Raw genomic sequence first — 13,434 nt, forward strand, 5'->3', positions numbered from 1 at the left:
GATTAAGCCTCAGTTGGTATGTGAGCTACTGACGACTTACGGGCTAGCACTTCATACACAATTTCAGGCTGTTCCGTAAGTTTATTTAAAAGTATTAACTCTGGAACCATGGAAGAGAGCTTATTAAAGAGGATGTCAATAGAGTCAGCCTCAGTTGCCAATCCCAATACATCATCGGAGGTGGCGGACCAAATGCTCGCATCGTTATCCCACTCTGCGCGGATCAAAAATACTTTTTCCATGTGATCTCCAGTAACCAGATTGGTTCGACCTTTTAACATTCAAGAGTGCCCTAAGGATAATATAATAGAATAATGCGGAAATCTCTTAATTTATCAAAAATACCTATATAAATCAGTCACTAAGCCATGAAACCCACAAACATCTTAATTGTTGACGATACCGCTGAAAATATTGATCTATTAAAGGCTGTATTAGAGAGTCGTGACTATGCTGTTAAAACAGCTGCTAGTGGCGCCGAAGCCCTCAAATCTATCGAAGAGTCTATGCCTGATCTCGTGGTGCTAGATGTCATGATGCCTGAGATGTCCGGATATGAGGTGTGTCAGGCCATTCGTCAAAAACCACAAACTGCATTACTACCAGTAGTTATGCTCACAGCGCTGGATCCTTCCAGTGAAAAAGTCAAAGGAATAGAGGCTGGCGCAGATGACTTTTTAAGTAAGCCAATTAATCAGGCAGAACTGTTAGCGCGAGTAGATTCTTTGCTGCGTATCGCCGGCCTTCAAAAGGAAATTGCCGATAAAAATAAAGAGTTGTTACAACTGAATCAAGACCTAGAAAAAAAGGTTGCCCAACAAGTTGAGGAAATTGAGAGTCTTAATAAGCTCAAACGATCTTTGCCTGCTGATGTTGCCACCAAGATTGTTGCTGATAAACAAGAGGGTCTCCTGCAACCTCATCGCAAAGAAATCACCATTGCATTTTTTGAGTTGCGTGGCTTTGGTAATTTGGTGATGGATAGAGAGCCAGAAGAAGTCATGATCATTCTGAGCGAGTTTCATCAAATTCTTGGAAAACTCATTAGTCAATTTAATGGCACTGTGCAGCGTTTTTCTTGCGACGAAATCGTGATCTTTTTTAATGACCCGATACCGGTTGATAACGCTCCAATGCAGGCTATTAACCTGGCAAAACGGTTTCAAACAGCTTTCGCCAATCTCAAAGTTCGCTGGAGTCAAAAAGGCTATAACCCATCTTTGTCACTTGGGATTGGTGTTGCCACTGGATTTGCTACCTTGGGTATGATGGGTTTTGAGGGGCGTGAAGACTATACCGCAATTGGTGCAGTCACTGAAATTGTTTCAAGGCTATGCCGTGAAGCTAAGGCTGGAGAAATTTTGATGGATGTGCGAACTCAGTCACGCTTAAATGCAGATTCTGGTGCTAAACCCCGTGGCTCAATTATGTTTAAAGATATCGATAAGTCCATTGAGGCATTCAAAATTGCACAGTAAAAATTCACTTCAATCCGCTTGATTAGGAGTTAATAGATGCAGAAACCTGAAAACCCAATTAATGAATCAGAAAGACTGGCGGGATTACGCCAACTTGAGATTCTGGATACTGAGCCTGAAGAGCGTTTTGATCGCGTTACCAAACTAGCACGCTCTGTATTTAATGTACCAATTGCCTTGGTTTCTTTAGTAGATAAAGATCGGCAGTGGTTTAAGTCAAGCTGCGGTTTGGATGCCTCAGAAACGCCACGTGATATTTCTTTTTGTGGACATGCTATTTTAGGTAAGGGTATTTTTCTGATTCCTAATGCGCTAGAAGATAGCCGCTTTAAAGATAACCCACTAGTGACTGGAAAACCATTTCTTCGTTTTTATGCGGGTATTCCATTGCATTTACCAGGTGGTTTGGCGGTTGGTACTCTTTGCATCATTGATATTGAGCCAAGAAATTTTTCAGAAAAAGAGTTGGATCATCTCCGAGATCTTGCACTGGTAGTAGAGCAAGAGCTACAAGCCCACTTTGGAAGCTAAGGCTTAGGGCTGGAAATCTTTCTAAATTGCGAACACCCCATTGAAAAATAATCGTTTAATTATTATCGCCTCAGGTGTTGCGTTGGGCCTATTGGTTGTTGCGATAGCTATTGCCGCTAGTTTTTTCTTGAAGTTCAATGCTGAATCGGATTGGAAGAAGCAGACAGATAATGTTTCGTTTACGTTATCTGAGCACGCTGCGCAAACGTTTATTTCTGCAGAAGTTGCACTGAATAGTATTTACAACGCGCTACCGCAGAGCAGCTTTTCGAGTGAATCCGCTTTTAAGAAGTACGCTGCTCAAAAAGCAGTGCATCAGCTGCTTGCTGAAAAGATTGCCTCAAACCCCTTGATTGATGTGGCGTCTATCGCTTTGGAAGATGGGCGTTTAGTTAATTTTTCAAGATCCTATCCGCCACCACCGATTAATTTATCCGAGCGAGATTATTTTACAGAACACAGAGATCACGCGTTAAGTACGAATTTTTTTAGTTTGCCAGTTAAAAATAAGGGCACTGGCCAGTGGGTATTTTATATTGCCAAAAGACTTCAAACCCCAGCTGGTGAGTTCTTGGGAACCCTACAAGTTGGTGTTTCAGCAGCAAACTTTTCTGAATTTTATAAAAAAGTAATTAGTAATCTAGGTGAGGGCGCCTCCGTTTCCTTATATCGAAATGATTTTTCTTTAATGACTGCCTATCCTTTTAAGGAAGATTTAATTGGTCAGAAGATTTTGTCTAGTAGTATCAAGAAACTGATGTCAGATCAGAATATTGATCATGCTGTTGCAGAGGTTAGTACTCCAAGAGCTATTCAGGACGGTCTATCTGAAACTCGTATTGTTGCCCCCAGAAAAGTAACTAATTTCCCATTCATTGTTACGCCAGTAGTTGCAGATAACATTTACCTCAATAGTTGGCTACGGTCGCTTTATGCGATATGGCTTATTGCAATTTTGAATTTAGTCTTGCTATTTATTTTTATCAAAATGATTCTGAATCGTAACGAGCAAATCCATAATGAGCTAGTGCAAATTAGCAAGACTGAGAGTGCATTAAGAGAGTCTCAATTAATTATTGAGAAGCAGAATATGGAGCTTGATAATAAGGTACGTGACCGCACTTTAGAACTTGAGAAAAATCAAGCCCGTTTGCAAGAAAGCAATCTCTTGTTAGAAAGTGCTAATCGACATAAATCTGAATTTTTAGCCAATATGTCACATGAACTCAGAACACCGCTCAATTCCATTATTGGATTTTCAGAGCTTCTGAAAGAAAAGATTTTTGGTGAAATAAATGCTAAGCAGACAGAATATGTAAAAAATATTTTCAACTCAGGTAAACATTTGCTCGATTTAATCAACGATATCTTAGATCTCTCCAAAATTGAATCTGGTGAAGTCAATGTATTCAGAGAAGTTATTTCTCTGAATAAAGTTATTCAATCTTGTGTTGCCATCGTATCTGAGCGAGTTAAGAAAAATAAATTAAAGCTTCATGTGTACATCAGTGAAGGCGAAAATCTCATCTATGCCGATGAGCGAAAAATGAAACAAATACTCCTGAATTTACTGACTAATGCTGTCAAATTCACACCAGAGGGTGGTGAGATCAGAGTTCAGGCTGAAAGTACTGAAGCTGGCGTTAAGATCCTTGTCAAGGATTCGGGAATAGGGATTGATCCAAAAGATCAAGAGAGAATTTTCGAAGAATTTAAGCAGGTAGAAAATAACTACACCAGAAAATTAGAGGGAACTGGCCTGGGCTTAGCAATCGTTAAACGTCTAATAGATCTTCAAGGTGGCTGGCTTAAACTGGATTCAGCATTAGGTGAGGGTACATGCTTCACAATCTTTATCCCCAAGGTTGATAAGGGGGGTGCAGATTGACCCATATATTGATTGTCGATGACAGCATTCTTAATTCAGCTCTAGCAAAGGATATTTTGCAATCCTCTGGTTATGAGACTAGTGAAATAGAGTGTGGTGAGGATTTACAAGGACAACTTCTAAAGCAGGTACCAGATCTCATCTTGATGGATATTCAAATGCCCGGTATGAGCGGCTTTGATTGTTTGAAGTTTATGCGCGCCGATGATCGTTACGCCGCCATTCCCGTCATTGCTTTTACAGCTTCTGTTATGCAAGAAGACAAGCAGGCCATTATGGATGCCGGTTTTAATGCCCTTATAGAAAAACCGATCGGTTTTAGAGATTTTCTGAGCACTATCGCATCCACACTAGAAAATCCTGTTGCATAAGCCAATATTTCGACCTAGTTTTGATTTTTTACCTAAGAATCAAGCGTTGCTAATTATTCAGTTAATTCTATAATTTGGGCATATGACGAATACCAATCACTCCCCAGGCATTCAGGGGCAGCTAGCGCAGTCGGGGAATGATGAGTCTTTCTCCGTGATTGGACAAGATGAATTCTTGAAGCTAGCTGGGGTAGTCATTGCTAATGCCAATGATATTGTTGTCATAACCGATGTTCCAAACGACCATCAAGAGCCACGCATTGTTTATGTAAACGAGGCCTTCATTCGAGAGACCGGTTATTCACTTAGCGACGTGTTGGGGAAAAATCCTCGAATGCTTCAGGGCCCAAGATCCGACCCAGAAACCAAGAGTAGGATTTTCAAAGCCCTTGGCGAGTGGAAGCATGTACGCGAAGAAATATTAAATTATAAAAAAAATGGTGAAGAGTTTTGGCAGGAGCTGAATATTATTCCCATTGCCAATGAAGCGGGCACTTTTACATATTGGGTTTCAATTCAGCGGGATATTACAGAGCGTAAATTAGCTGAAAAAGTGATATTTGAAACGAATAATCGCCTGCAGTTGGCGGCTCGAGCAGGCTCTGTTGGTATTTGGGATTTTGACTTCTTCAATAATCGTTTGGTTTGGGATGACCAAATGTGTAAATTGTATGGCATCACGCGAGACCAATTTAATGGTTCATATGATGGCTGGGCTAGCGCTCTTCATCCTCAAGATCGAGACGCAGCTGAATCGGCTATAACCAAAGCTCTTGAAGGTGCTAGTGAATTTAATACTCAATTCAGAATCCTGTGGCCAGATGGAAGTGTTCGTGTCATCAGAGGTCTAGCGACTGTTGAGAGAGATGAGGACAATAAACCGCTCCGAATGGTCGGTACTAATTGGGATATTACTGACCTCATCAGCGCTAAGGTAGATGCTGAAGCTGCGCTCAATGTGAAAACACAGTTTTTAATGAACATGTCTCATGAGATTCGTACGCCGATGACAGGCATTATTGGCCTGTCTACCTTGGCCTTGTATGAGCCCTTAAGCCCAGTGGTGCGTGAATATCTGCTGGGAATCGAATCTTCAGCCAAATTATTACTTGAGATTGTCAATGATATCCTCGACTTCTCTAAATTAGAGGCGAATAAGGCGCGTATCAATGCTGCGCCATTTTCAATTGAAGATCTCTTTGTCAGGGTGCGTAGTCTATTTTTAGAAAATGCTAAAGCGAAGGGTTTGCAATTCAATCTTTTTTGCGACTTAGAACCCAACACACAACTAATCGGTGATTTTTTCTATCTCAGCCTGGTGATTAACAATCTCATTGGTAATGCGATTAAGTTCACAGAACATGGCTCGGTAGACCTTTCAATTCAGAAAGTCAAGCTAGAAAACTCCATCTTCACCTTACATTTTTCTGTTAAAGATACGGGAATAGGCATCTCTCCAGAATCTCAACAGCAAATATTAGATCCCTTTTCTCAGGCTGATGGCTCTATATCACGACGTTTTGGAGGCACTGGACTGGGGTTAACTATTAGCAACCGAATTTTGGAGTTGATGGGCAGTACTTTAAATATTGATAGTACCGAAGGGCGGGGCTCAACCTTCAGTTTTGATTTAGTAATAGTGAAAGAGCGCCGTAAGTAAAAACTGTCGAAATAAGCCTTGCGGCTTATTTGGGTCTGCATAAATAAGTGAAGACTTTAAAATTGAGTACATTAGGTGGAATACTGAGCCAATTCTCTGGCTTGTTAGATGAAAAGATGCGATCGCCCTGGCCATTTTTTTCAGTGTAGGCATATTTCTCTAAAAAACGCGCTTTGTTTTCGGTGCAATCATATTCATAGTAGGCCACCCCAGAATATACGTCTCTATCGCCCTCAAAAATTTGCATTGGTTTTTTAAGGTCAAATAAAACCCATGCTTCGATTGAGTATGGGTTTCGTTTAATAGTGCTGGTATCTACCTTTACAACGGCAGTATCATTGCTTCCAAGCTCGAGCCAATTGGCCATTGCTACAGAGCTAATGCAACACAGGATGATTGCAGTGAATTTTTTCATTGAAGTTCTTTCATTTACAGTCAGTGTTTAATACTCGAAATATTCTATTCTGTATTTTATGATTAATGCAGATTTCTGAATTTGGGGTGTTTTAGAGCTTAAAAGACGGTCAGGTTTTTGCATTAGAGCTCCATGAAAGCGAGCGCGAGGCTGCATCAGATCAAATACAGTAAAATTGCGGACGTCCTTGACCTGTTTTTTCCATTCTCTTAGCCATGGCACTCTTTAAGAAAAAATCCGTAGCTGCACCGATTCAGGCACCTAGAGGTCCTGAAAAAATTGTGCCAGAAAATCCTTATCTTGGACGTGAGCCTATCATTAATAGAGAGCAGACGATCATTGGATATGAGCTTTTCTTTCGACCAGGTACCACGCTTAAAGCTAAACGACTGAACGACCGTAATGATGTTATGGTGCAAATTGCTAAGCGCTTAGCCGAGGATCCCAAAGCCGAAGTGAATTACCCAGAGGAGGTGACCGATGCCAATCTCAGGGATGACGATGGTAAGGAGGTGACTCAGGTAACTCTATCTGAAATCCTCTACTCCCTAAAGACAAAAGGGGTTACTCAATCCCTGGGTCAACATTTAGGTTTTATTAATATTCGTGCCGATCAATTGGGTGATGAGTTGCGCGGATTTCCGGCAATAAAATTTCCCTTGCAAATTGATCTTGCAGAAATTCTAGGCGCGATTGAAGCTGAAGCTGCAATTGCTAAAGAGGCTGAACAAGATCTCGAGACCAATGCTGAAGCTAAAAAAGATTTTGAGGATTCTGGAGAACCTAGGGTTCCTGAAATTATAGAAAAGCTTGAAAGACTGCGAAGCGTAGGTTACAAATTCGTATTAACGGGTTTGACTGAAGTCTTTGATGGCCTGGATGATATTTTGACAAAGTTTCGTTATGTGAAGTTAGATCTTCAAAAGGTCACTAAACCATTCAGCCTGATTGATTACTGTAAAGGCATTCCTTTGCCACGCGATGAAAAATCCAAAGATGGTAGCAAAACATTGCAAATTATTGCGTCCAACGTACATACCCCAGAAGAATACCATCATGCGCGCGATATTGGATGCGATGCGTTTGAAGGTTTTTACTTTGTTAAATCTGATCCTGAACTGTCATTGCATCGCGGTGATGAATATCGTAAGTTATTAGAGTTATTAACTTTGCTACTATCTTCCCCTGAGTTAAAAGAATTGGTAACTGCAGTGGAGGCTAATCCGGTAGTTTCTAAACACCTCATGGTGATCGCTGAGATTGACTCACGGAGAAAGCGTGAAAAGCCGGAGAATATTCGTGATGCTGCTGTAATTTCAGGCATTAAGCGCATTACGCGATGGACCCAACTCCTGCTCTATGCCGATACCAAGGCAAAAGTAGCCTTAGATGCCACACCTTTATTGCAGCTTGTTTGTGTCCGAGCTTTCTTTATGGAATCTCTGTCAACCAAATTGGGGGCGGGTGGAGGCTTGGGTTCTAGTGATTTAGCCTTCTTGGTTGGCGGGCTATCCTTAATTGATAATCTTTTTGACGAGCCGGCTCGCGAATTACTTTCTCACTTTAACCTTCCCAGCGTTGTCGTAGATGCCATTGTCGACCGCTCCGGTATTTTGGGGCAATTGCTTTCACTGGCTGAGGCTGCAGAAGTAGGTGATTTGGAGAAGTGCCGTCATCTGTGCTCTGATGAGTTGAAGACGGTAAGCCTAGACGATGTTGCTCAAGATTCCCTATTGGCGATTAAAAACTTTGTGGCTCAAACCCAGTTTGCACCAGAAGAGGACGTTTGGGATGCTGCAGATTCACCGAATGAAGAATTGGCCTAAGGGCCAATCAGGCGATGTGGGTCAAGAGCGCTAACGGGTTCCGCCCAGCTCTTACAGATCTGGGTTAGATTGGTTAAAAAAATTGTCATGGAATTGAAATACTTGCATTGTGACAATTAGTGTATACACTATCCTAAGTTCATGTTTATTATAGGCAATGTTTAGTTGGCTATTGTTTTCAAGGCCTACTTCTCATGGTCTGTAGCATCTAAAAAATGATTCAATATTGATTAGTGTTGCTATTGTGCGCTGGGCAAGCAGTCGATTTTTTTGCTCACCCTTTAAGGAGATTTGGTGTCCGACAAGCAGAAAAATCTATTACCTAAAATAGTGGGTGAGCGCTTTAGGGACGCCAGGGAAAAGCAGGGTTTATCTATTGAGGAATTAGCAAATAAAGCGATTCTTTCCAACAGCCAAATTCGGCAAATCGAAGGCAATGAGCAGGGCGCATTCTATTCCCCAGACATCAAATATTCGAGCGCTAAAAAGGTAGCCAAAATTCTGGGGCTACCCGAAGAGCAAGCTTTTGATGCAAGCGAAACAATGCTCGATGGAGATATTCAAGTCTCAAGAGAGCAAAAAGAATTCAATGAGATCGAAGCCATGCTGGCGCAAAAAATGATCAACGAGATCAAGTTTGAAAAGCCCAGCTTGATTCAAAAGATTATTGGCAAGAAAACCTCTATGCAATTGCCAATCCAAGGCATTGAGGTGACCTATGCCACTGGACCTAAATCAGTCTTCAAGCGTATTGTCTTTTTACTAATTTTGCTTGCGGTCCTCGGCATCGGGTATCGGGTACTCAGCCCATATATTCATTTTTCCTAAGTTGATAAGAATGCCCTCTATCACCGATATCACTAGTATCGTCACTGCAATCCGCAATCGCCTAGCAGAAAGATTGCTAAATGATTAAACCAATTGTTTTACTTTGGGCAATCTTATTTACTAGTCAGGCGTATGCTGATTGGACTAAAGTGACGGCCAATCAAGATATTTCTGTGTACATAGATGCCCAGGCAATTCAAAGAAATAAAGGCTTGGTGAAGGTTAAAGTTTTGGTCAATGAAGCTAAAGAATTAGTCGTTGATAAAGATAGGCATCCTTATCAATCCTTTAGAACTTACATAGAGTACAACTGCAAGAAAGAGCTTCAAAGAGCACTGTCTACTAAATGGTTCTCTGAACCAATGGGCGAGGGCAATGTAGCCTATCAAGATAAGCAACCATACCCCTTTGCCCCTGTAGCAGAAGGCACTTTAGGCTTGGTTGTGATGAAACGTGTCTGTAAGGGCGTCTGATGTATAGAATTAGGCAATATAAACTTCAATTTCCCCGAAAAATCATTCTTTCACCATTTTCTTATTCATTTTATTTCCGCTAAAACATGCAAACTCCAGTCAATCTATATCTACCCATTGGCATTGCAATTGGAATTCTTCTTGTTGCCGCTTTTTTGTATTGGTCTTGGTCAAAAGTTATTTACCAATCGAGCGCTCAAATTAAAGACCTTTGCGGTGAGCTCAATGGTAAAGAGGCAGCAGGCGGGGATATTTTTACGGCAGCTATCGGGTCGACTACCAATGCTCGAATCATTGATTTACTCCAAGAGAGCAAAAGAAATCTCATCGACATTCGAGGGGATTCTGGGTCTAAGCAATACTGTCTTAAACCGTATTCTGATATTTGGACTGCTAGAAATATACTAGCTGGAAAAATTAATCTCTCATTGTATGAAACTATGCCGAATATTTTGATCGGTGTAGGTTTGATGTTTACTTTTATATTTCTGGCATTAGCATTAAATGATGCTGGTCAGTCTATGAGTGGTAACCAAGAGTCTCGTGATGCCGCCCTTAAGGGTTTGATTGCTACAGCGGGCGGCAAGTTTATTACCTCGATTGCTGGTTTGTTAACTTCCCTAGTTTGGAACTGGGCTGCTAAGCTTACACTTGAAAAATTGGAAACTGCTATAGATGAATTGCAGGCTCAGCTCAGGGCAATTGTTCCCGATAATGGTCCGCAAGCAGTTATCCAAGCGCAACTTGGCATGTTCCATGAAATGCTGTCGCAAAACCATGAGCAAGTAAATCAATTAAAACGATTTGAAACGGACTTTGCGCTATCCATATCCAAGGCGATCGGCAATGCACTCGAGCCTTTATTTAATGACCTTAGCGTAAAACTCATTGATGCTTTCGATAAATTAACCGAGCGTATCAGCCGTATTAATGAAGAAGCTCTTAAAAACATTATGGAGAAATTCTTAGAGGCGATTAAAGGTGACTCCGCAAAAGAGATGGAGCAGTTCAGAAAAACCTTAGTAGAGGTGACTGAAAAACTCAATACTGCTGGAGTAGGGGCTGGAGTCTCTCTTGCCCAAGCAGGAGATTCTTTTGGTAGTGCCATAAGCGCCTTAGAAAAGACGGTTACCAAAACCAATGAAACCATGCTTGGCTTAGAGTCTGGGCTCCAAAGAGCAAAAGACTTCACTAGCGAAGGCGCTACTAAATTAGAGTTTGTCTTGGGTGGATTGATTGGTTCAGTCAACGGCATCGACAAGGTGATTGTTAATGTTGATTCCTTTGTGCAAAAAATTCAATCGAGTACGGAGTCACTAGGCTTAATAGCCCGCAGTTTAGATACGACAGTAGCTTCACAAGAAGTCATCAGTAAAGAGTTTGGTGTTGGCATTTCTGCCATGTCCAGTGCTCTCAAAGACGCTGTTAATGAAATTAAACTAGGCACCGATGCTTCTCGTGCGGCGCTCAGTTCTTTGAGGATTGAGTTTGAATCAACCAAGACCTCTATTGATCAAACCGTCAATCATTTGACTAGTGGTGTGTCGGATTATTCTAATAAGGTGGTGCAGTTACATTTTAAATTAGATGAAAAACTGGCTCAGGCTATTTCTTCTATTCATACAACCATCACAACCTTAGAGCAAACGATGGATGACTTTGTTGAGTCACTTCCCAAGAGTTAATTGGATATCTTCGCCGAGACTAAAACATCACTATGATTTTTTTACCGTCTAGCCACAATAAACAATCTGAAAAGGTTGAGGAAGCGGGCTATCTCGCTTCTGCAAGTGATTTGATGATAGGTCTATTGTTTGTTTTTATCATCATGGTAGTAATGCTTTCTCAAAGGGTCGATTCGATTCAAAGAGGAGAAAGCGTTAACGACCCACTCGCAAGCGCGGTACTGATCATTGGGCAAAAGTTTAAGGAAGCTGGCTTAAATGTGGTGATTGATCCGCAATCCGGGGTTATAGGCCTTCCGGCTGATGCTTTATTTGGATTTAATAGTGCAGTTTTGAATGAAAATTCAACTCAAACATTAAAAAAAGCTAGAGAGTCCTTGATTAAGATTCTGCCTTGTTATGTTCATTCTGAAAGAGCTTCTAGACCATTAGACTGCCCACCAAATGATGAGCAAGCAGAAATCGAAACAATTTTTATTGAAGGGCATACTGACTCTAAGCCCCTTCAACAAGGCAACTACACTAATTGGCACCTGGGTTTAGATCGTGCCCGTGCGGTTTATGAAGTTCTGACCGAAGGCAAGCCCCAGTCCTATCAAAATGAACGTAAGTTAGACGTCTTTGGCATTAGCTCTTATGCTGATAAGCGCGTAATCAAAAGTTTTGGTTTAGAGGATGCAGAAAAAAGCCGGCGAGTTGAGTTGCGCTTCATTTTGGCATTTAAGCCCGACTCCATAAAAGGTAAAGCAGCTAGAGAGGCTTTAGATGCTGCTGGTGCTCCAACCGCTGCTGCGGCTGTTGTGACGCCTGGAGCGAATGTAATACAAAGTCCTAACAGCAAACCTATTACAGCGCCAAAATGAACCTAGCAACGCTACCAGAAGATTTTCCTCTGCTAGCAAGTGCTGCGCAAAAAATCTCCTCAGAATCGATATCAATTGAAAAAATAGGTTTGCCGCCGGATATTTTTGCGGTTGGTGAGCGTACTTTTATTCGTTTCTCATTGGCACAGCTATCAGGGCATCAAGTTGACCAACGCTATTGGCGTTATTTTCCCTATGCTATTTGGCTTGAGCCAGAACGTAGTTTATCTGCGCGCACGGATTACTTAAGTGAGTACTTTGAGATCCATCTTCCGCGCTCTCTCAAGATTGCCAAAAGGGCAATGAAGTGGGCTGAGCCCTTATTCTATGTTTACCTCTATCACTTTAAGCCTAATGACCCTGTATTTAAAAAGCTGGCTCAGACAGCACAACTTTTTTTTACCAGTAGCGCTATTAAATTAGGCTCTCCACTGAAATCGTTGACCCATGATTTAAATTTATTGAATGCATCCGAGGGGCCGCGTTTCATTGCAGAGTCCATCCTCAAAACAAAAAGAGGGTTAATGGGGTGGATCAATCAATTTGATCTATGGCCTGGATTTACAGGTACTGCTTTTGCTCACGCCGCTTTTATTGAACTGCTTAAATTTCCAACAGAAAAAAGACGGCAAACAGACTATATCCATCTGGTCTTTGATTGGGGTATAGACAGCCAAAATCAATTTCGCTATCCCCAGGTTCAGGCGCTATTTAATGATGCTTTGCTGTTAGCCTGGAAAGGGGTAAAGCCGCCAGAGGATTTGAAGGCAGCAATGAGTGCAAAACTGATCAGTGTGATTGGCGACCCCAGGGTAGATCCAGAGCGGTGGCAAGGTACCAGTAGTGATGCAGTTCAGGTGCTTGTGGGCTGGCTTAATACCAAAGCAGCTTAATCAGTACTCATGAAGCTATTTGAAATTAATCAAAAATTACTTACGACGATGATTTAAACCCATTTCTGACCTGATTTCTTCTGATGCTAGAAGTATGCTGATTTAGTGGCTATATTTAATAGTTGCAATGTTCCTTATAGGAACGTTTGTGATTTTATTTTTTAGCCCCAAATAGTTTAGGAGCTCCAAAGCATCAATCCTGTTATGCAAATTATTTCCTATAAGCTATTGATTTATATAGGTAAAGTATCAATCAGACGTATTGGCTACGAACCAAGGGGTCGTGGGTTCAATTCCTGCCAGCCGCACCAAGCTACATAAGGGCCTCCCTAACGGGAGGCCCTTTCTATTTGTACTACTGAACTACATTTGTACTACTGAATGAGTATTTGAGTTTATATTACCGCCAGCTAGGCCATATTCTATAAGGGCCTATTCTTCGAAATCCACTGTTTGCTTGTACTACTGAATTATTTGGCCAATTAGAGTATTTGTCTGCTTCTCGGACCATTTCAGACATTCA

The 13,434-nt window shown here is 41.4% G+C and carries 13 protein-coding genes; 11 read left to right on the forward strand and 2 right to left on the reverse strand.

Going from position 1 to position 13,434, the window contains the following annotated elements; all coding sequences use genetic code 11:
- Positions 1-2: 2 nt before the first annotated feature.
- Entirely contained in the window at positions 3-242 is a 240-nt protein-coding gene (locus CP950_RS03580) for a DUF1902 domain-containing protein (RefSeq protein ID WP_096673055.1), read from the reverse strand.
- Between the two features lie 126 nt (positions 243-368).
- Between CP950_RS03580 and CP950_RS03585 the strand changes: the two genes are divergently transcribed.
- The 5 genes from CP950_RS03585 (at position 369) to CP950_RS03605 (ending at position 5,928) form a co-directional block, all read left to right on the forward strand.
- A complete protein-coding gene (locus CP950_RS03585) occupies positions 369-1,478 on the forward strand; it encodes a response regulator (RefSeq protein WP_096672514.1) in 1,110 nt (369 codons plus the stop codon).
- A 36-nt stretch (positions 1,479-1,514) separates the two neighbouring features.
- Positions 1,515-2,009 carry a GAF domain-containing protein gene (locus tag CP950_RS03590; protein WP_096672515.1) on the forward strand — a complete coding sequence of 165 codons (495 nt, stop codon included), beginning with the start codon at positions 1,515-1,517 and terminating at the stop codon, positions 2,007-2,009.
- Positions 2,010-2,049: 40 nt separating this feature from the next.
- A complete protein-coding gene (locus CP950_RS03595) occupies positions 2,050-3,897 on the forward strand; it encodes a sensor histidine kinase (RefSeq protein WP_096672516.1) in 1,848 nt (615 codons plus the stop codon).
- Positions 3,894-4,268, forward strand: a complete 375-nt coding sequence (locus CP950_RS03600) for a response regulator (protein ID WP_096672517.1) — start codon at positions 3,894-3,896, stop codon at positions 4,266-4,268. Before CP950_RS03595 ends, CP950_RS03600 begins: the two co-directional genes overlap by 4 nt.
- An 82-nt stretch (positions 4,269-4,350) precedes the next feature.
- On the forward strand, positions 4,351-5,928 hold the full coding sequence (locus tag CP950_RS03605; RefSeq protein WP_096672518.1) for a PAS domain-containing protein: 1,578 nt from the start codon (positions 4,351-4,353) through the stop codon (positions 5,926-5,928).
- A 25-nt stretch (positions 5,929-5,953) separates the two neighbouring features.
- On the opposite strand, the gene CP950_RS03610 is transcribed toward CP950_RS03605, so the two are convergent.
- Complete coding sequence (locus CP950_RS03610; RefSeq protein WP_096672519.1) at positions 5,954-6,343, reverse strand: surface-adhesin E family protein; 390 nt, start codon at positions 6,341-6,343, stop codon at positions 5,954-5,956.
- A gap of 215 nt (positions 6,344-6,558) precedes the next feature.
- Between CP950_RS03610 and CP950_RS03615 the strand changes: the two genes are divergently transcribed.
- The 6 genes from CP950_RS03615 (at position 6,559) to CP950_RS03640 (ending at position 12,911) form a co-directional block, all read left to right on the forward strand.
- Positions 6,559-8,169, forward strand: coding sequence for an EAL and HDOD domain-containing protein (locus tag CP950_RS03615; protein ID WP_096672520.1), 1,611 nt, complete (start codon positions 6,559-6,561; stop codon positions 8,167-8,169).
- 294 nt (positions 8,170-8,463) lie between these two features.
- Positions 8,464-8,997 carry a helix-turn-helix domain-containing protein gene (locus CP950_RS03620; protein WP_158525985.1) on the forward strand — a complete coding sequence of 178 codons (534 nt, stop codon included), beginning with the start codon at positions 8,464-8,466 and terminating at the stop codon, positions 8,995-8,997.
- Between the two features lie 80 nt (positions 8,998-9,077).
- Positions 9,078-9,470 (forward strand): surface-adhesin E family protein, encoded by a 393-nt coding sequence (locus tag CP950_RS03625; RefSeq protein ID WP_096672522.1) that lies wholly within the window; start codon positions 9,078-9,080, stop codon positions 9,468-9,470.
- An 86-nt stretch (positions 9,471-9,556) separates the two neighbouring features.
- Positions 9,557-11,155 carry a hypothetical protein gene (locus CP950_RS03630; protein WP_096672523.1) on the forward strand — a complete coding sequence of 533 codons (1,599 nt, stop codon included), beginning with the start codon at positions 9,557-9,559 and terminating at the stop codon, positions 11,153-11,155.
- Between the two features lie 32 nt (positions 11,156-11,187).
- Positions 11,188-12,018, forward strand: a complete 831-nt coding sequence (locus tag CP950_RS03635; protein ID WP_096672524.1) for an OmpA/MotB family protein — start codon at positions 11,188-11,190, stop codon at positions 12,016-12,018.
- Positions 12,015-12,911 carry an EH signature domain-containing protein gene (locus CP950_RS03640; protein ID WP_096672525.1) on the forward strand — a complete coding sequence of 299 codons (897 nt, stop codon included), beginning with the start codon at positions 12,015-12,017 and terminating at the stop codon, positions 12,909-12,911. Before CP950_RS03635 ends, CP950_RS03640 begins: the two co-directional genes overlap by 4 nt.
- The last annotated feature ends 523 nt before the right edge of the window (positions 12,912-13,434 follow it).

It is taken from the genome of Polynucleobacter meluiroseus, assembly GCF_900205755.1.
Classification (GTDB): Bacteria; Pseudomonadota; Gammaproteobacteria; order Burkholderiales; family Burkholderiaceae; genus Polynucleobacter; species Polynucleobacter meluiroseus.

Excerpts from the sequence above, each read along its gene's own strand:
- CP950_RS03610 (WP_096672519.1), bottom strand. The coding sequence starts at position 6,343 with ATGAAAAAATTCACTGCAATCATCCTGTGTTGCATTAGCTCTGTAGCA.
- CP950_RS03625 (WP_096672522.1), top strand. The coding sequence starts at position 9,078 with ATGATTAAACCAATTGTTTTACTTTGGGCAATCTTATTTACTAGTCAG.
- CP950_RS03635 (WP_096672524.1), top strand. The coding sequence starts at position 11,188 with ATGATTTTTTTACCGTCTAGCCACAATAAACAATCTGAAAAGGTTGAG.
- CP950_RS03590 (WP_096672515.1), top strand. The coding sequence starts at position 1,515 with ATGCAGAAACCTGAAAACCCAATTAATGAATCAGAAAGACTGGCGGGA.
- CP950_RS03630 (WP_096672523.1), top strand. The coding sequence starts at position 9,557 with ATGCAAACTCCAGTCAATCTATATCTACCCATTGGCATTGCAATTGGA.
- CP950_RS03605 (WP_096672518.1), top strand. The coding sequence starts at position 4,351 with ATGACGAATACCAATCACTCCCCAGGCATTCAGGGGCAGCTAGCGCAG.
- CP950_RS03585 (WP_096672514.1), top strand. The coding sequence starts at position 369 with ATGAAACCCACAAACATCTTAATTGTTGACGATACCGCTGAAAATATT.
- CP950_RS03640 (WP_096672525.1), top strand. The coding sequence starts at position 12,015 with ATGAACCTAGCAACGCTACCAGAAGATTTTCCTCTGCTAGCAAGTGCT.
- CP950_RS03580 (WP_096673055.1), bottom strand. The coding sequence starts at position 242 with ATGGAAAAAGTATTTTTGATCCGCGCAGAGTGGGATAACGATGCGAGC.
- CP950_RS03615 (WP_096672520.1), top strand. The coding sequence starts at position 6,559 with ATGGCACTCTTTAAGAAAAAATCCGTAGCTGCACCGATTCAGGCACCT.